Raw genomic sequence first — 17,888 nt, forward strand, 5'->3', positions numbered from 1 at the left:
GCGTCGCCCTACGGCGGTCGGAGGCTAGTGGCCGGCGGTCACCGAGTCGGGGTCACCGACCCGGTCGGGTTCGTGGTCGTCGACCATGGTGGCCTCGTCGAACGGCGCGTCGCCGGCGAGCACCCGGTCGAGCTGGGCCCGGTCGAGCTCGCCGACCCAGTGGCCGATGAGGACCGTCGCGATCGAGTTGCCGGCGAAGTTGGTGAGCGCGCGGGCCTCGCTCATGAGGCGGTCGATGCCGACGATGAAGCCGACGCCGTCGACCAGGTCGGGGCGGTGCGACTGCAGGCCACCGGCCAGCGTCGCCAGGCCGGCGCCCGAGACACCCGCGGCGCCCTTGGAGGCGATGATCATGAAGACCAGCAACGAGATCTGCTCACCGATGGAGAACGGCTTGTCCAGGGCCTCCGCGATGAACAGCGAGGCCATCGTCAGGTAGATCGCCGTGCCGTCGAGGTTGAACGAGTACCCCGTGGGGACGGTGATGCCGACGACGGGCCGGCTGACACCGAGGTGCTCCATCTTGGCGATGAGGCGCGGCAGGGCCGACTCCGACGACGAGGTCGACAGGATGAGCAGGAACTCGCGGGCGAGGTACTTCAGCAGCGAGAAGACGTTGACGCCCGTGACGACCTTGAGGATGCCGCCGAGGACCACGAACACGAACAGCGCGCAGGTGATGTAGAACGCGACCATGAGCAGGCCCAGGCTCTTGAGGGCGTCCAGTCCGGTGGCACCGACGACCGCCGCCATCGCGCCGAACGCACCGATCGGCGCGACGTACATGATCATCGACATGAGCCGGAACACGAGCTTCTCGAGGTGCTTGATGCCGCCGAGGATCGGCTCACCGGCCCGACCCATCTTCTGCAGGGCGAACCCCACGAGCAGCGCGACGAGGAGCGTCTGCAGGACCGACCCGGACGTCAGGGACGAGACCAGGGTGTCGGGGATGAGCCCGAGGACGAACTCCGTGGTCGACTCGCTGCCGCCGGCAGCCTGCTTCTGGCCGGTGGCGGCCAGCTCCTTGGTGAGGTTGAGGCCGGCGCCGGGCTGGATGATGTTTCCGACGACGAGGCCGATGGCCAGGGCGACGGTCGACATGGTGAGGAAGTAGCCGAGGGCGAGCCCGCCGACCTTGCCCACCTGGGCCGCTCGGCGGACCGAGCCGATGCCGAGGACGATGGTGCAGAAGATGATCGGGCTGATCATCATCTTGATGAGGTTGACGAAGGCCGTGCCCAGCCACTTCAGGCTCACGCCGAAGTCGGGGAACAGGACACCGACGGCGATGCCGAGGCCCATGGCGATGAGAACGGCGATGTAGAGGAAGTGCGTCCTGTCGCGGCGTGGTGCCGGACGGTCGACGGCGTTGTCGGCTGCGGTGCTCACGTGTACTCCAGTGGACTCGTGGTCGGGCTCCGTCCCGGGGGTGCCCGGCGCGGTGAACTCCGCACGAGTATGCCGAGCGGAGTGACTAGGGTCACCCTTGTGTTCATTGAGTTCCGACGTGTCGCCCCGGCGGGCCGGCGCCTCGGTCACCCGACGGCGCGGGTATGGCGCTGAGCCGGCGGCGGTGGGCCAGCTCACCGGCGCGCTGGAGCGTGGCAGGTCAGACGTTCGCCCTGCAGGTGCTCGTGGCGCTGCTCGTGGTGGGCATCGGCACCGGCGCCGCGTTCGCGCAGGCACGGCGGGCGGGCACGCAAGAGGCGACGGCGCGCGCACTCGCAGTGGCGCGGACGGTCGCCAGCAGCCCGGACGTCGTCGCCGCCGTGGAGGACCACGACCGGGCTGGTGTGCTGCAGCCGTTCGCCGAGGACGTCCGCCGCCGGACCGAGACCGACTTCGTCGTCATCATGAGCCCCAACGGAATTCGTTACTCCCATCCGGACACGTCGCTCATCGGGAAGAAGTTCGTCGGTCACATCGAGGACGCCCAGGCGGGTGGCACGGTGGTCGAGGACTACACCGGGTCGCTCGGAGCCTCACGGCGCGCGGTCGTCGCGGTGCGCGCGAGCGATGCTCCCGACGCGCCCGTCGTCGGCCTGGTCGCGGTCGGCATCCGCAACGCCGTGGTGAGCCAGCGGTTGGAGGGCCAGCTGGTCGCCCTGCTCGCTGCCGGTGTGGCCGCCGCCGTCCTCACCGGCCTGGCCACGGCGCTCGTGGCCCGCCGGGTCCGACGGCAGACCCACGGGCTCGGGGAGCGGCAGCTGCGGGAGATGGTCGAGTACTACGACGCGGTCCTGCACGCGGTCACGGAGGGCCTGCTGCTGATCGACCGGGACGGCCGCCTGCGGCTGGTCAACGACGAGGCGGTCCGGCTGCTCGGCCTCGGTGACGGTGCGGTGGGGCGACGGGTGGACGAGCTCGACCTGTCCGAGCCGCTCGTGGCAGCGCTGACGGACGAGACCCCCCGCGGCGACGAGCTGCACGTGACGGCGGCCCGCGTCCTCGTGCTCAACACGGCGCCGGCGCGCTGGGAGGGACGGGTGCTCGGCCAGGTCGCCACGCTCCGGGACCGGACCGACCTCGAGCACCTGACCGGCGAGCTCGACTCGGCGCGAGGGCTGACGGAGGCGCTGCGGTCGCAGGCGCACGAGTCGGCCAACCGGTTGCACACCATCGTCTCCCTCATCGAGCTGGGCCACCCCGAGCGAGCGCTGGCGTTCGCGACCGAGGAGCTCGAGCTGTCCCAGCTGCTGACCGACCGGGTGGTCGCCGGCATCGAGGAGCCGGCCCTGTCGGCCCTGCTGCTCGGCAAGGCGGCCGAGGCGGGGGAGCGCGGCATCGACCTGCGCATCGACGAGGGAGCGGTGTGGCCGGTCGACGCGCTCCCCGCGCGCGACGTCGTGACCATCGTCGGCAACCTCATCGACAACGCCTTCGACGCCGTGACGGGTCACCCCGGCGAGCGGCAGGTGCGGGTCGACACGAGGCGCGACGGGAGCGACCTGGTCCTCACGGTCGCCGACACCGGCCCCGGGCTGCCGCCCGGCGCCGTGGCGAGGGCGTTCGAGCGCGGGGTCTCGACCAAGGACCAGGGCGGCGAAGGCCGTCGCGGCATCGGCCTGGCCCTCGTGGCCCAGGTGGTGGGCCGGCTCGGCGGATCGCTGTCCGTCGACGGCGGCCCCGGCGCGGTGTTCACGGTCCGCCTTCCCCTCACCGGTGGCGCAGGTGCCTGACGCGACCGCCCTCCGGGTCCTCGTCGTCGAGGATGAGCCGGTCGCGCTCGAGGCCCACGCGGCATACGTGGGGCGCGTCGACGGGTTCGAGGTGGTGGCGACCGCCGGCACCGCGAAGGCGGCCCTGCGGGCGCTCCAGAACGGGGCCGTGGACGTGGTCCTGCTCGACATGAACCTGCCCGACGGTCACGGTCTCGACGTGATCCGGGCGATGCGCGCCGCCGGTCACCGGGCGGACGTCATCGCCGTCACCTCGGCGCGCGACCTCGAGGTCGTGCGGGGTGCGGTGTCGTTGGGCGTGGTGCAGTACCTGCTCAAGCCGTTCGTGTTCGCCACCCTGCGCGACCGGCTCGAGGCGTATGCCGCGTACCGGCGCCAGCTCCCCGCCACCGACCGCGTGGACAGCCAGGCCGAGGTCGACGAGCTCCTCGCCGGCGCCCGGCCGACCACGCGGACGTCCCTGCCGAAGGGGATGAGCGAGGACCTGCTCGGCCGGGTGACCCGCGCCCTGCGCGACGCGGCTGCGGACTCCGGGTGGTCGGCGACCGAGCTCGGTACGGAGCTCGGCGTCAGTCGCGTCACCGCTCGCAGGTATGCCGAGTTCCTCTGCGAGACAAGGGTCGTCGCACGACGGTCCCGCTACGTCGGACAGGGTCGTCCCGAGGTCGAGTACCGCTGGGTCGGGTGACCGGGCGTCAGCCGCCGATCTCCACCAGACGCGGCGCCACCCGCTCGCCGAACGCCGTCACGGCGGCCGCGGGGTCGGGGGCCATCGCCCGCAGGTGGATGTGCTGGACGCCCAGGTCGGCATACTCCTGGGCCAGCCGCAGGAAGCCGTCGACGTCGTCGAGCGGGTCGCCCTGCGGGCCCATGACGGTCTTCTCGATCGAGTCGTAGTCGCGGCCGAGGTCGTCGCAGTGGCGGCGCAGGACGTCGAGCTTGTGGGCCAGCTCCTCGGTCCCGGAGACGATGAGGTTGGTGGCGTCGGCGTACTGGGCGACGAGGCGCAGCGTCTTCTTCTCGCCGCTGCCGCCGATGACGATGGGCGGGTGCGGGCGACTGAGGTTCGCAGGGACGTTGATGGTCTCGGCGAGCTGGTAGTGCTTGCCCTCGAACGGGCCCTCGTCCTCGCTCCACATCTGGCGGATGATCTGCAGGGCCTCCTCGAGCCGCTCGAACCGCTCCGCCAACGGCGGGTAGGGAACGCCGAGGGCCTTGTGCTCGCGCTCGTACCAGGCAGCACCGATGCCCATGAAGGCCCTGCCGCCACTGAGCACGTCGAGGGTCGTCCCGATCTTGGCGAGCAGCCCCGGGTGGCGGTAGGTCACACCCGTCACCACGGTGCCGAGCTTGACCTTCTCGGTGACGCCTGCGAGGAAGCCGAGGGTGGCGTAGGCCTCGAGCATCGGGTCGTGGGCCGTCCGGAAGAACTCCATCTGGAAGTAGTGGTCCATCACGGTGAACCAGGAGGCGCCGGCGGCCTCGGCGGCAGCCGCGGTCGAGCGCAGGGCCGGGGCGTAGGACGCCGGGCCGTCAGGGAGGGTGAAGTCGAGGAAGTGGAATCCGAAGCGCATGCTTGCAGTCTGCAACGCCCACCCACGATCTGCTCGTCGGGGACCGGGCCCTGCGGCACACCGTCGCGGGCTGGGCGATGAGGCACGGCTGGGCGCCGCGGGCGTCAGCCGTCGAGCGCCTTGAGCAGGGCGATGTTGAACGACACCCCGCGGGTGTCGTCACCACCCGCCGCCCAGCGAGCCTCCATGGCGGTGTGCACGTACGTCCAGGCCAGGGCCTCGTCCTCGTCGATCCCGGCGACCTCGCAGACGATCTCGAGGCGACGACGGACGAGATAGCGGAACGTCGACCCGGTCCCCAGCTCGTCGACGCGGTTGCGCAGCAGGGGCTGGACCTCGAACCCCGGGTGGCCCGCCATGGGGTGCGGGTCGATGGCCAGCCAGTCGGGACGGTCGGAGCCGGGGAGGCTGTGCAGGACGTTGCGGTAGTGCAGGTCGGTGTGCACGAGCGTTGCGTCGCAGGCGGATTCGGAGGTGAGCTCGCGCACGAGGCCAGCCGTGCGTTCGACCATCCGGCGCGGCAGCAGCCCCTGTGCGGCCTCGAGCTTGCTTATCTGGTCACGGGCGAAGTCCGACAGGGACCGCAGCCCCGCCGGGGCCGGCCGGTGCAGCTGCGCGAGCACCCCGCCCGCCACGGCGCAGGCGGTGTCGACCTCGACGGACTCGAGGTCACGGGTGGCGTCGAGGGCCTCGAGCAGGAGTGCGCCGCGACCGGGGTCGGCGGCGACGAGGCGTACCGCCCCGCGGCCGTCCCAGTGGCGCAGGACCAGGGGTTCGTCCCGTGCCTCGATGTGCGGCCAGACCAGCTTGAGGGCGAGCGGCACGCCGTCGCGGCGGACGGGCACGACCAGGGCGGTCCAGCCCGTCCTCGGTTCGCCGGCGAGCTCGAGGTCCCAGTCGGCGAGGACGTCGGCGAGCAGGCGGGGGAGGCGGTCGGCCCAGTCCGCGCCCGACGGACCGCGGACGCCTCCGTCCTGGGCGGAGAACTGCCCGACAGAGGTCCGGAACCCGGCCGGCACCAGGGCCCCGGCGTCCTCCGTGCGGAGCGGGCGGCCCGGGCTCACGTCAGGCCGGGGAAGGGTGCGAGCGCGACCCCCCAGCGGGAGGCGAGCACCTCGGTGTCGGCCAGCCACTGCACGACCGCGCCGAGCGGTCCGACGTCCCCGCCCGCGGAGCCCAGCTCGCGGGCCACGGCTGCGCGGAGGTCGGTCAGCACCCGGACGGCCAGGGCTCGGGCCGTTGCGGGGGTCGTCACGGTGAACGGCAGGGGGTACCCGAGGGCGGGTGGTGTCGCGGCGTCGCCGGCGAGGGACTCCTGCTGGCTGGCCCTGGCCCTCAACGCGCCGAGGGTGGTCAGGGCCAGGGTGTGCTGGGCGCCCTCGGGAGACTGTGCGGCCACGACCTCGAAGGCGTAGGCCGCGGCGCGGGTGCTGTCGAGGTAGGACGCCGCCAGCGACGGTTCGGACCACGTCGGGTCGGGCCAGGTCGCCGGCTGGCCGAGCAGCGTGGCTGCGGCGGCCCGCTGGGCGAGCACCGAACCGGCCAGGGGCACGGTCCCGGGCACGACCCGGGCGAGGGCGGCGATGGCGGAGGGCCCGAGGTCGGTGGCCTCCGAGGCCGCGAGCGTGGCGGGCCCGGCCGCGCCCGCACCGGTGGCGGTCGTGGCAGGCGCCGTGGAGGTGGTCCCGGTGGCTCCCGGGGTGGCCGTCGCCACGGGTGCGTCCAGGACGGTGCGGGGCACCCCGAGGCGCCGCAGCTCGCTCTCCAGGACGGCGGCCTGCTGACGGTGCAGCACGGCGAGCCGTGCCGGAAGGGCCTTGGCAGGACCGCCGAGGGCCTCGGCCTCGGCCGCGAGGTCGGTGCAGTGCTGGCGCAGGAGCAGGAGGAAGGACTCGCCGGCGACGGGCTGCCGGGTGGGCAGCCCTGGGAGCCGCGGGGCGTCGTCCTCGAGCCGGATCCCGCACCCTGCCAGGGATGCCGCGAGGACGGCCGCGCCCCCGACCTGCAGGCCCGCGCCGAGGACTGTGCGCCGGGTCAGGTGCCGGGTCGGGAACGGCGGCACACCGGTGCGGTCCTCGGGCATGCGCCGATCCTGCCACGTGGGTCGGCGCTGGCATGCGTGCCGCTCCCGGCGTGGATAGAGTGGGCCCCGCACGACCACCAAACTTCAGAGAGGACGAGTCAGTTGAGCGTCAAGGACCAGATTCGTCCCGCAGTCGACGGGCCCCTCGCGGCCCTCGGGCTGCTCGTGGAGGACGTCGCCGTGACGCCGGCCGGGAAGCGCCGGCTCGTCCGCATCTGGATCGACCGGGCCCTGCCCGAGTCGGCCGACGCCACCACGACCGTCACCGCCCCCCTCACCCTCGACGAGGTCGCCGACGCGACCCGTGCGGTGAGCGAAGCTCTCGACGAGACCGACGCGATGGGGGAGCAGCCGTACACCCTCGAGGTCACCTCGCCCGGGGTGGACCGACCGCTCACCGAGCCGCGCCACTTCCGCCGCAACGTCACCCGGCTGGTCACCCTCACCCCGCTCGAGGGCCCGGCCGTGACCGGCCGCGTCGTCAGCGCCGGGCCGGACGTGGTCACCGTCGAGGTGCCCGCCGCGAAGAAGACCCCCGCCCGGACCGTCGAGCTCGCGTATGCCGCGATCGCCCGGGCCGTGGTCGAGGTCGAGTTCTCGCGCCCCGCGGGTACCGGTGAGGACCTGGCCGGTGACCTGCACGACGACCAGCACGACGACGACCTCGCCGACGGCGACGACATCGACGACGACACCGAGGAGAACTGACCATGGACATCGACCTTGCTGCCCTGAGGGCGCTCGAGCGCGAGCGCGACATCTCCCTCGACATCCTCATCCCCGCGATCGAGCAGGCCCTGCTGGTGGCCTACCACCGCACTGACGACTCCTACCGCAACGCCCGCGTCGAGCTGGACCGCAAGACCGGTCACGTCGTCGTCTGGGCCAAGGAGGAGCTGCCCGCCCCCGAGCCGGTGGAGCCGCCCGTCGAGGAGCCTGGCGACGACGCCGAGGCCACGGCACCCGTCCGCGCACCCGAGCGACCGGTCCGCGAGTTCGGTCCCGAGTTCGACGACACCCCCACGGGGTTCGGTCGCATCGCCGCCGCCACGGCCCGCCAGGTCATCGTGCAGCGACTGCGCGACCTCGAGGACGACGCCATCATGGGCGACTTCAAGGGCCGCGAGGGCGACGTCGTCGCCGGCGTCATCCAGCAGAGCCCGGACCCGCGCCACGTCACCGTGGACTTCGGCACCGTCGAGGGGATCCTGCCCCTGTCCGAGCAGGTGCCGGGCGAGAAGTACGTGCACGGCGAGCGCCTGCGCTGCTTCGTGGTCTCGGTGCGCCGCGGCCCCAAGGGCCCACAGATCGGTCTGTCCCGCACCCACCCCAACCTCGTGCGCAAGCTGTTCGCGCTCGAGGTGCCCGAGATCGCCGACGGCTCCGTCGAGATCGCGGCGCTGGCCCGCGAGGCGGGGCACCGCACGAAGATCGCCGTCCACTCCAAGGTCGCCGGGCTCAACGCCAAGGGTGCCTGCATCGGCCCCATGGGCGCCCGGGTGCGCGCGGTGATGACCGAGCTGCACGGCGAGAAGATCGACATCGTCGACTACTCCGACGACGCCCGGACGTTCGTCGCGGCGGCCCTGTCGCCCTCGCGGGTCGAGTCGGTCGAGATCGTCGACCCGCAGCTGCGGTCGGCCCGCGTCATCGTCCCCGACTACCAGCTCTCCCTGGCCATCGGCAAGGAGGGCCAGAACGCCCGGCTCGCCGCCAAGCTCACCGGCTGGCGCATCGACATCCGTCCCGACACCCAGGCAGACGGCACCACCGGGGCTGGTGGTGCCGCTGGGACCGCTGGTGGCGGTGCTCCGCGAGGGGGCTCCGGGGCCCCTCGCCGCGGTCCGGATGACGCACCCGGGCGCCGGTAGGGGATAGACTGGTGGTGACCGACCGGACTGGACCCCAGCCCGCAGCACAGGACGACACCACCCGCACGACGCCCCGGACTCCCGTCCGGACGTGTGTGGGGTGCCGCGGGACGGATAGCTGGTCGGCACTCCTGCGAGTGGTCGCGGAGAAGGACGAGGCCGGGGAGACCCGGTTGGTGCCGGATCCGTGGCGCCGCCTGCCGGGGCGTGGCGCATGGCTGCACCCCACGGGCGACTGCCTCGAGCAGGCCCTACGCCGACGGGCGTTCGGTCGAGCGCTGCGTGTCGGCGCCACGGCCGGCCCCGAAGCCGTCGCAGCACACGTTCGAGGGTTGGTCGACGACCGAGGTCCAGACCAGCCGTCGAACACCCTTTGAACCAACCGTCCATCGCTATGGGAACCGACCATGACTCGTAACAGAGAGTGGGTTTGACCGCTGATGAGCACCCGATGAGAACTCAGCAATGAGCTCCCCCCAGCAGTAACGACGGTCCGCGCCTGTCCTGGCACGGACCAGGAACAGGAGAAACGTGGCCAAGGTCCGTGTAAGCGCGCTCGCCAAAGAGCTCGGCACCGACAGCAAGACGCTGATCGCCCACCTCAACAGCATCGGCGAGTACGTCAAGACCGCCAGCTCGACCATCGAGGCCCCCGTCGTCCGCAAGGCGACGGAGACCTTCCCGGAGGACAAGAAGTCCCCGGCCGCCAAGGCTGCACCGGCCAAGCCGGCTGCTGCCGCACCTGCCGCTCCGGCAGCCCCCACCCCGCCGGCCCCGGCGAAGCAGGCTCCTGCCGAGCCCGCCGCCCCGGCGGCACAGGCTGCTCCCGCAGCTCCCGCCGCACCGGCCCCGGCTGCCGCACCTGCTGCCCAGGCCCCCGCGCCGGCAGCTCCGGCCGCCAAGGCGACCCCCGCGGCTCCGGCCCCGGCGGCCCCCGCGGCGCCGGCTGCCAAGGCCGACGTGCAGTCCGCCCGCGACAGCGACAGGCAGGGTGGCGCCCCGTCGGCACCCCGCCCCGGCTCCGCGCCGCGTCCCGGTGGCCAGTCGTCCGCCCCCCGCCCGGGTGCCCCGCGCCCCGGCAACAACCCGTTCGCGCCCAGCCAGGGCATGCGCACCGGTCGTGACGGCGGCACTCGTGAGGGCGGCACCCGCGAGGGTGGCCCGCGCGAGTCCACGCGTCCCGGCAACAACCCGTTCGCCCCGTCGCAGGGCATGCCGCGCCCGCAGAGCCGCCCCGGCGGCGCTGGCGCTGCCGGTCCGCGTCCCGGCGGCACCGCCGGCCCGGGCGGACCCCGTCCCGGCGGTCCCCGTCCGAGCCCGGGCATGATGCCCGACCGCAGTGCGGTCGGTCGTCCCGGTGAGCGTCCCGCCCGTGGCGGCGCCCGTGGCCCCGGTGGTCCCGGTGCCGCTGGTCGTGGCCCCGGTGGTCCCGGTGCCGGTGCAGGTGGCGGCGGTTTCGCCGGTCGCCCCGGTGGCGGTGGCTTCCGCGGTGGCGCAGGTCGCGGCTCGACCGCGGGTGCGTTCGGTCGCGGTGGCGGTCGTCCGGTCCGTGGCCGCAAGTCCAAGCGTGCGAAGCGCCAGGAGTTCGAGCAGATGCAGGCGCCGTCGCTCGGTGGCGTCAGCGTGCCCCGAGGCAACGGCACGACCCTCATCCGGGTCCGTCGCGGCTCGTCGCTCAGCGACTTCGCCGACAAGATCAACGCCAACCCCGGCGCGCTGGTGACGGTGCTCTTCCACCTCGGCGAGATGGCCACGGCCACCCAGTCGCTGGACGAGGACACCTTCAAGCTGCTCGGTGTCGAGCTCGGCTACAACATCGAGGTCGTCTCCCCCGAGGAGGAGGAGAAGGAGCTCTTCGACGCCTTCAACATCGACCTGGAGACGGGTATCGAGGGTGAGGACGACGAGGACCTCGAGGCCCGTCCGCCGGTCGTGACCGTCATGGGTCACGTCGACCACGGAAAGACCCGCCTGCTCGACGCCATCCGCAACGAGGACGTCGCCGGTGGCGAGTCCGGTGGCATCACGCAGCACATCGGTGCCTACCAGGTGCACAAGATGCACGAGGGCGTCGACCGTCCGATCACCTTCATCGACACCCCGGGTCACGAGGCGTTCACCGCCATGCGTGCCCGTGGTGCGAAGGTCACCGACATCGCGATCCTCGTGGTCGCGGCCGACGACGGCGTGATGCCGCAGACCATCGAGGCGCTCAACCACGCCCAGGCTGCGGACGTCCCGATCGTGGTCGCGGTGAACAAGATCGACGTCGAGGGTGCGAACCCGTCCAAGGTCCGCCAGCAGCTCACCGAGTACAACCTGGTGGCCGAGGAGTACGGCGGCGAGACGATGTTCGTCGACGTGTCGGCCAAGGCCGGGCAGAACATCGACGCCCTCCTCGAGGCCGTCCTGCTCACCGCCGACGCCGCGCTCGACCTGCGCGCCAACGCCGACCGCGACGCCCGCGGTGTCGCGATCGAGGCCAACCTCGACCGTGGCCGTGGCGCCACGGCCACGGTGCTGGTCCAGGCCGGCACCCTGCACGTCGGTGACGCCATCGTCACGGGTTCGGCCTACGGCCGCGTCCGCGCGATGCTCGACGAGCACGGCAACAACCTCAAGGAGGCGGGTCCGTCCCGTCCCGTGCAGGTGCTCGGTCTGTCCTCGGTCCCGCGCGCCGGTGACACCTTCGTGGTGGCCCCGGACGACCGCACGGCCCGTCAGATCGCCGAGCGGCGCGAAGCTGCCGACCGCCAGGCCTCCCTGGCCAAGGCCCGCAAGCGCATCTCCCTCGAGGACCTCAACGAGGCGCTCGCGGCCGGCAAGGTCGAGACGCTCAACCTCATCCTCAAGGGCGACGTGTCCGGTTCTGTCGAGGCGCTCGAGGACGCGCTCCTGCAGATCGACGTGGGCGACGAGGTCGACCTGCGGATCATCGACCGCGGCGTCGGTGCGATCACGATGAACAACATCAACCTCGCGATGGCGTCCGACGCCATCATCATCGGCTACAACGTCCGGGCCGAGGGCCAGAACGCTGACTACGCCGAGCGCGAGGGCGTCGAGATCCGCTACTACTCGGTGATCTACCAGGCCATCGAGGAGATCGAGGCAGCGCTCAAGGGCATGCTCAAGCCGGAGTTCGAGGAGGTGGAGCTCGGCACCGCCGAGATCCGCGAGATCTTCCGCTCCAGCAAGTTCGGCAACATCGCCGGATCGATCGTCCGCAGCGGCGAGATCAAGCGCGGCACCCGCGCCCGGATCACCCGCAACGGCGTCGTCGTCTCTGAGAACGTCGAGATCGCCGGCCTGCGCCGGTTCAAGGACGACGTCACCGAGGTCCGCGAGGGCTTCGAGTGCGGTATCAACCTGGGGTCGTACAACGACCTCCAGCTCGGCGACCTCATCGCCACGTACGAGATGCGCGAGAAGCCGCGCGCCTGATCGTATGCAGCGTGAGCCGGGGGCGGCCCAACGGTCGCCCCCGGCCTCGCTGGGCGACGGTGACGTCGCCCGCGGCTTCGCTGGATGATGGCGCTTGCACCTCTCACAAGCTCTCTCGCGGTGCGGCGCGCCACCATCCAGCTTCGCCTCCGCCCCACCGATTCCCAGCAAGGAGACCGCTCGTGGCTGACACCGGACGCGCCCGCAAGATCGCCGACCGCATCAAGGTCCTCATCGCGGCCAACGTCGTGTCGATCGTCAAGGACCCCGACCTCGGTTTCATCACCATCACCGACGTCCGAGTCACCGGTGACCTCCAGCACGCATCGGTCTTCTACACCGTCTTCGGTGACGAGGCCCAGCGCGCACGGACCGCGGCCCTGCTCGAGAAGAACAAGGGCCGGCTGCGCTCGTTCGTCGGCCAGCAGATCAAGATCCGCCTGACGCCGAGCCTGGACTTCTTCGCCGACGCCATCCCGGAGACCGCCTCGCACCTCGAGGAGCTGCTGCGCGAGGCCAAGGAGCGCGACGCCGCCGTGGCGGCTGCCGCTGCCGGTGCGACGTACGCGGGGGAGGCCGACCCGTACCGCAAGGACGAGGACGACGCTCCCGTGGGCGACGAGGCCGACAGCGACGACAGCGACACGGGCGGTCTGACCGAGGACGGCACGGCGTCGGATGCCCGCGCCTGACGGCCTCCTGGTCGTCGACAAGCCCGCCGGCTGGACCAGCCACGACGTCGTGGGCCGCGGCCGACGCCTGTGCGGCACCCGCAAGGTCGGTCACGCCGGGACCCTCGACCCGATGGCCACAGGCGTCCTCGTCCTCGGCATCGGCCGGGCGACCAAGCTGCTGACCTTCCTCGTCGGCTGCGACAAGGACTACACCGCCACCATCCGGCTCGGACAGGCCACGATCACCGACGACGCCGAGGGCGAGGTCACCACCTCGGCCGCGGCCGACGGCGTCACCCCGGAGGCGCTGGGGGCCGCGGTCGCCCAGCTCACGGGAGACATCCAGCAGGTGCCGAGCAGCGTCTCGGCCATCAAGGTCGACGGCCAGCGGTCCTACCACCGCGTCCGCGCCGGCGAGGACGTCCAGCTCCCCGCCCGACCGGCGACGGTCAGCCGGTTCGTGGTGGTCGCGACCCGTACCGCCGACGCCGACGGCACACCCGTGCTCGACGTCGACGTGGAGGTGACGGTGAGCTCGGGCACCTATGTGCGCGCACTCGCCCGCGACCTCGGTGTCGCCCTCGGTGTCGGGGGCCACCTCACCGCCCTGCGCCGCACGCGCGTCGGGGCGTTCACCCTGGACCGGGCCCACACCCTGGAGGACCTCGGCCGGCTCGACTCGCCCGAGGAGGTGCCGGTCACGGTGCTCGCCGACGCTGCTCGCGCGCAGTTCGCCGTGCGCGAGCTGAGCGAGGAGCAGGCGCGCACGATCGGCTTCGGCCAGCGCATCGACTCCGCCGAGCCGGGCCGCACCGAGCCCGTGGCGGCCTTCGCCCCCGACGGCACCCTGGTCGCGATGCTCGATGAGTCCGGTCACAAAGCCAGGTCGCACGTCGTGTTCGCCCCCGCGGGTTCGTAGAGTGTCCTCCGTGCACCGCTGGACCGACCCCGCCCAGACCCCTGACTCGCTGCGACGCAGCGTGGCGACCTTCGGCAACTTCGACGGGGTCCACCTCGGTCACCGCGCCGTGCTGAGCCGGCTGGTCGAGGAGGGGACGCGCCGCGGCCTGCCGAGCGTGGCCGTCACCTTCGACCCCCACCCGGCCGAGATCTTCCACCCCGAGGGTGGGCTGGAGCTCATCGCCCCCGGCCGGCTGCGCGACGAGCTCCTCGCGGAGACCGGGCTCGACGGCCTGCTGGTGCTCGACTTCACCCGTGAGTTCGCCGAGCAGACCGCGGAGGAGTTCATCGTCCGCACGTTCGTCGACACCCTCGGTGTCGCCGCGCTCGTCGTCGGCGCCGACGCGCGTGGGTTCGGCCGCGGCTACACCGGCGACGTCGGCACCCTGCGCGAGCTCGGCGCCACCCACGGCTTCGACGTCGTCGTCCTCGACGACCTCGGCGAGGGGGAGCGCTGGTCGTCCTCGGCCGTGCGCCGCCACCTGGCGGCCGGTGAGGTCGCGGCCGCTGCCGGGATCCTCGGTCGACCGCACCGGATGACCGGCACCGTGGTCCACGGCGCGCACCGTGGCCGCGAGCTCGGGTACCCGACCGCGAACCTGTCCGACGACTCGCTCGGCCTCGTCCCCGCGGACGGCGTCTACGCCGGCTGGCTGACCCGCACCGGGTTGGCCACCCAGGACCCCGAGCGCACCCTGCCGTGCGCCGTCTCGGTCGGCACCAACCCGACCTTCGACGGCACCGTCCGCACGGTCGAGGCCTACGTCCTCGACCGCACCGACCTCGACCTCTACGACGAGCAGGTCACCGTGGAGTTCGTGGAGCACATCCGCCCGACGCTGCGCTTCGAGTCCATCGAGGAGCTGCTGGAGGCCATGGCCGGGGACATCGAGAAGTGCCGACAGGTCCTGGCCTCGATCGTCCCGTCCTGACCGCCTCCCGCCGGGGCGGGTTCTGGTCGAGGGCCAGCGGGGGAGCCTCGCTGTGGGCCCGCAGCGACTGGGGCCTGGTCATCGCCGCCCTGGGGCTGTCACTCGTGGGGGCCCTGCTCGTGTGGTCCGCGACCCGGCAGGAGGCCGGGGCGGCATACCTGGTCCGGCACCTGTTCACCACGGCGGTGGGCCTGACCATCGCGGCCCTGGTGACCCGGATGGGGCACCAGCTGCTGCGCGCGCTGGCCCCCCTGCTCTACCTCGTGTCGGTCGGGGGGCTGCTGCTCGTCCTCACCCCGGTGGGGTCGACGGTGAACGGGTCGCACTCGTGGATCCTGCTGCCGGGCGGGTTCTCCGTGCAGCCGTCGGAGTTCGCCAAGGCGGCGCTCTGCCTGGGCCTGGCCATCATCCTCGGTGAGCGCCTCGACCGCGGCGCCGAGCCGACCGTCCGCGACCTGCTCGTGGCGGTGGCCGTGGCCGCCGTCCCCGTGGGGCTCGTGCTGCTCCAACCCGACCTCGGCTCGGCCCTCGTCCTCGCGGCGCTGGCCCTCGGTGTGGTCGCCGTCGCCGGCACCCCGAAGCGGTGGCTGGCCCTGGCGGTCGGTCTGGTCGCGGCGGCGGTCGTGGTGGCGCTCACGACACCCGTGCTCAGCGCGTACCAGCGCGACCGCCTGACCGCCTTCGTCGACCCCCAGGCCGACCCCCAGGGGATCGGGTACCAGACCCGTCAGGTGCGGATCGCGATCGGTTCGGGCGGCTGGCAGGGGCAGGGGCTGTTCGAGGGGCACCAGACCCAGGGTGGGTTCATCCCGTTCCAGCAGACCGACTTCGTGTTCTCCGTCGCGGGGGAAGAGCTCGGCTTCGTGGGGGCGGCCGGGCTGCTCGTGCTGCTCGGGTTCGTCGTCCTGCGCGCGGTCCTCGTGGCGACCCGTGCCCAGGACGCCTTCGGCCGGCTGATGGCGATCGGCGTGGCGACCTGGCTGCTCTTCCAGGTGTTCGAGAACGTCGGCATGAACCTCGGCCTCACCCCGGTCACCGGGTTGCCCCTGCCGTTCCTCTCGTATGGCGGTTCGTCCATGTTCGCCTGCTGGTTGGCGATCGGGCTGGTCAACAACGTGCACCTGTCCAGCCGCCCCCGGTGACCACCGGGCCGCGGTGGCCATTCGGGCACAATCGCGCCTGATCGGCCCCACTCGGTGAAGTGGCGTGGCACTATCCACGGCAACCCACCCCGCCGAGCCGAGGAAGGTCATGCCGACCAACACGCAGCACCGCACCACCGCCCTGGACGAGCACGTGAACACCGCCGTCATCGAGGGTCGCGCCCAGAGCGTCGCCCACCTGTTCCGTGACCGCGTCGCGAAGAGCCCGGATGCGGAGGCGTTCCGCTTCGCCGAGGGAGGGCGGACGCAGACGTGGAAGTCGGTGACCTGGACCGAGGTCCGCGAGCGTGCCTACCGCCTGGCCGCCGGGCTCATCGCCCTCGGTGTCAGCCCCGAGGACCGGGTCGCGATCGCCTCCTCCACCCGCTACGAGTGGGCCCTGACCGACCTCGCGGTCATGTGCGCCGGCGGTGCCACCACGACGATCTACCCCACGACGATCGCGCCCGACGTCTCGTACATCGCGGCGAACTCCGGCAGCCTGGTCGTCTTCGCCGAGGACGACGAGCAGGTGGCCAAGCTGCGCGACCGGCGGGTCGACATGCCGGACGTCGCCCGGGTGGTGACGTTCACCGGCACCCCGGACGGTGACTGGGTGATCGGTCTCGACGAGCTGGAGGAGATGGGTGTCGGGCTGCTCGCCACGAACCCCTCCGTCGTCGACGACCGCATCGACGCGCTGCACCCGGACCAGCTGGCCACGATCATCTACACCTCGGGTACCACCGGTCGCCCCAAGGGCGTGCGCCTCACCCACGACGCCTGGGTCTACGAGGCCGCCGCCGTGGACGCCATCGGCATCCTGCGCAGCGACGACCTGCAGTACCTCTGGCTTCCGCTGGCCCACGTCTTCGGCAAGGTCCTGCTGACGCTGCCGCTGCAGGTCGGCTTCCCGACCGCGATCGACGGTCGGGTCGACAAGATCGTCGACAACCTCGCCGTGGTGCAGCCGACGTTCATGGGTGCCGCCCCCCGGATCTTCGAGAAGGCCTACGGCCGGATCACGACGATGATGGCCAAGGAGGGTGGGCTCAAGGAGAAGCTGTTCGTCTGGTCGGTGAGCGTGGGGCGCGACGTCGCCGCCATGCGGGCCCGTGGGGAGAAGCCGACCGGCATGCTCGCGAGCAAGCTGGCGCTGGCCGACAAGCTGGTGCTGCACAAGGTGCGCAGCCGGTTCGGTGGGCGCATCCGGTTCTTCATCTCGGGGTCCGCGGCCCTCAACCACGACATCGCGAACTGGTTCGACTCGATCGGGCTGACCATCCTCGAGGGGTACGGGCTCACCGAGACGAGTGCCGCCTCCTTCGTGAACCGCCCGTCCTCCAACGAGATCGGCACCGTGGGCTGGGCCCTGCCCGGTACGGAGGCGAGGATCGCCGAGGACGGCGAGGTCCTGCTGCGCGGCCCCGGCGTCATGCAGGGCTACCACAACAAGCCCGACGAGACGGCGGAGACCAAGGACGCCGACGGCTGGCTGCACACCGGTGACATCGGGGAGCTCGACGACCGCGGCTACCTCAAGATCACCGACCGCAAGAAGGACTTCTTCAAGACCTCGAGCGGCAAGTACGTCGCGCCGTCGATGATCGAGTCGACCTTCAAGGGCATCTGCCCCTACGTCAGCCAGTTCATGGTCTACGGCGCCGACCACAACTTCGTCACCGCACTGGTCACGCTGGACCCCGAGGCCATCCAGGACTGGGCCGCCAACCACGGCGTCTCCGGGTCGTACCGGCAGATCGTGACGTCGAAGGAGGCGCACAACATGGTGCAGGTCTACGTCGACACCCTCAACGTGAACCTCAACCGCTGGGAGCAGATCAAGAAGTTCACGATCCTCGACCACGACCTGACGATCGAGGACGGCGACCTCACGCCCAGCCTGAAGCTGCGCCGCAAGGCGGTCAGCGAGAAGTACCAGACGGTGCTCGACGCGCACTACACCGGTTGAGCCCGCCCGTCCCTGCGAGGTAGGCCCCTCTGCCGACGCCCCGTCCACCCCTGG

Annotated in this window: 15 protein-coding genes; 11 read left to right on the forward strand and 4 right to left on the reverse strand. The window is 72.0% G+C overall.

What is annotated here, in order from left to right:
- Positions 1 to 24: 24 nt before the first annotated feature.
- The gene (locus tag ACYVKF_RS05700) at positions 25 to 1,392 is read right to left on the reverse strand and encodes a cation:dicarboxylate symporter family transporter (protein ID WP_056915077.1); all 1,368 of its coding nucleotides are present in this window, start codon (positions 1,390 to 1,392) and stop codon (positions 25 to 27) included.
- Positions 1,393 to 1,604: 212 nt separating this feature from the next.
- On the opposite strand from ACYVKF_RS05700, the gene ACYVKF_RS05705 reads away from it, so the two are divergent.
- Both ACYVKF_RS05705 and ACYVKF_RS05710 read left to right on the forward strand, forming a co-directional pair.
- A complete protein-coding gene (locus ACYVKF_RS05705) occupies positions 1,605 to 3,182 on the forward strand; it encodes a sensor histidine kinase (protein ID WP_460965441.1) in 1,578 nt (525 codons plus the stop codon).
- The gene (locus ACYVKF_RS05710; protein ID WP_460965443.1) at positions 3,175 to 3,870 is read left to right on the forward strand and encodes a response regulator; all 696 of its coding nucleotides are present in this window, start codon (positions 3,175 to 3,177) and stop codon (positions 3,868 to 3,870) included. The genes ACYVKF_RS05705 and ACYVKF_RS05710 overlap by 8 nt, the downstream gene beginning before the upstream one ends.
- Before the next feature lie 7 nt (positions 3,871 to 3,877).
- Here the strand turns inward: ACYVKF_RS05710 and ACYVKF_RS05715 are convergent, their stop codons facing one another.
- From ACYVKF_RS05715 to ACYVKF_RS05725, 3 genes are all read right to left on the reverse strand, one after another.
- On the reverse strand, positions 3,878 to 4,756 hold the full coding sequence (locus ACYVKF_RS05715) for an LLM class F420-dependent oxidoreductase (RefSeq protein ID WP_460965445.1): 879 nt from the start codon (positions 4,754 to 4,756) through the stop codon (positions 3,878 to 3,880).
- Positions 4,757 to 4,860: 104 nt separating this feature from the next.
- A complete protein-coding gene (locus tag ACYVKF_RS05720) occupies positions 4,861 to 5,820 on the reverse strand; it encodes an aminoglycoside phosphotransferase family protein (protein WP_460965447.1) in 960 nt (319 codons plus the stop codon).
- Positions 5,817 to 6,839 (reverse strand): DUF4439 domain-containing protein, encoded by a 1,023-nt coding sequence (locus ACYVKF_RS05725; RefSeq protein ID WP_460965449.1) that lies wholly within the window; start codon positions 6,837 to 6,839, stop codon positions 5,817 to 5,819. The genes ACYVKF_RS05720 and ACYVKF_RS05725 overlap by 4 nt, the downstream gene beginning before the upstream one ends.
- Positions 6,840 to 6,941: 102 nt before the next feature.
- Between ACYVKF_RS05725 and rimP the strand changes: the two genes are divergently transcribed.
- From rimP to ACYVKF_RS05770, 9 genes are all read left to right on the forward strand, one after another.
- Positions 6,942 to 7,547: a ribosome maturation factor RimP gene (gene rimP / locus ACYVKF_RS05730; RefSeq protein ID WP_460965450.1), complete on the forward strand. Its 606-nt coding sequence runs from the start codon at positions 6,942 to 6,944 to the stop codon at positions 7,545 to 7,547.
- A 2-nt stretch (positions 7,548 to 7,549) separates the two neighbouring features.
- Entirely contained in the window at positions 7,550 to 8,710 is a 1,161-nt protein-coding gene (gene nusA / locus ACYVKF_RS05735; RefSeq protein ID WP_460965452.1) for a transcription termination factor NusA, read from the forward strand.
- Between the two features lie 137 nt (positions 8,711 to 8,847).
- Positions 8,848 to 9,087: a YlxR family protein gene (locus tag ACYVKF_RS05740; RefSeq protein WP_235529087.1), complete on the forward strand. Its 240-nt coding sequence runs from the start codon at positions 8,848 to 8,850 to the stop codon at positions 9,085 to 9,087.
- A 154-nt stretch (positions 9,088 to 9,241) separates the two neighbouring features.
- Positions 9,242 to 12,154 (forward strand): translation initiation factor IF-2, encoded by a 2,913-nt coding sequence (gene infB, locus ACYVKF_RS05745; RefSeq protein ID WP_460965454.1) that lies wholly within the window; start codon positions 9,242 to 9,244, stop codon positions 12,152 to 12,154.
- Between the two features lie 182 nt (positions 12,155 to 12,336).
- Positions 12,337 to 12,846: a 30S ribosome-binding factor RbfA gene (rbfA, locus tag ACYVKF_RS05750; protein ID WP_056915070.1), complete on the forward strand. Its 510-nt coding sequence runs from the start codon at positions 12,337 to 12,339 to the stop codon at positions 12,844 to 12,846.
- Positions 12,833 to 13,747: a tRNA pseudouridine(55) synthase TruB gene (gene truB, locus ACYVKF_RS05755; RefSeq protein WP_460965456.1), complete on the forward strand. Its 915-nt coding sequence runs from the start codon at positions 12,833 to 12,835 to the stop codon at positions 13,745 to 13,747. Before rbfA ends, truB begins: the two co-directional genes overlap by 14 nt.
- Positions 13,748 to 13,757: 10 nt before the next feature.
- A complete protein-coding gene (locus tag ACYVKF_RS05760) occupies positions 13,758 to 14,720 on the forward strand; it encodes a bifunctional riboflavin kinase/FAD synthetase (protein WP_056918439.1) in 963 nt (320 codons plus the stop codon).
- Positions 14,684 to 15,862, forward strand: coding sequence for a rod shape-determining protein RodA (gene rodA / locus ACYVKF_RS05765; protein WP_460965458.1), 1,179 nt, complete (start codon positions 14,684 to 14,686; stop codon positions 15,860 to 15,862). Before ACYVKF_RS05760 ends, rodA begins: the two co-directional genes overlap by 37 nt.
- 109 nt (positions 15,863 to 15,971) lie before the next feature.
- Positions 15,972 to 17,834, forward strand: a complete 1,863-nt coding sequence (locus ACYVKF_RS05770) for an AMP-dependent synthetase/ligase (RefSeq protein WP_056918164.1) — start codon at positions 15,972 to 15,974, stop codon at positions 17,832 to 17,834.
- The last annotated feature ends 54 nt before the right edge of the window (positions 17,835 to 17,888 follow it).

The organism is Pedococcus soli, from assembly GCF_054782575.1.

Coding starts and splice junctions, on each gene's coding strand:
- truB (WP_460965456.1), top strand. CDS start 12,833: ATGCCCGCGCCTGACGGCCTCCTGGTCGTCGACAAGCCCGCCGGCTGG.
- ACYVKF_RS05715 (WP_460965445.1), bottom strand. CDS start 4,756: ATGCGCTTCGGATTCCACTTCCTCGACTTCACCCTCCCTGACGGCCCG.
- ACYVKF_RS05725 (WP_460965449.1), bottom strand. CDS start 6,839: ATGCCCGAGGACCGCACCGGTGTGCCGCCGTTCCCGACCCGGCACCTG.
- ACYVKF_RS05770 (WP_056918164.1), top strand. CDS start 15,972: ATGCCGACCAACACGCAGCACCGCACCACCGCCCTGGACGAGCACGTG.
- nusA (WP_460965452.1), top strand. CDS start 7,550: ATGGACATCGACCTTGCTGCCCTGAGGGCGCTCGAGCGCGAGCGCGAC.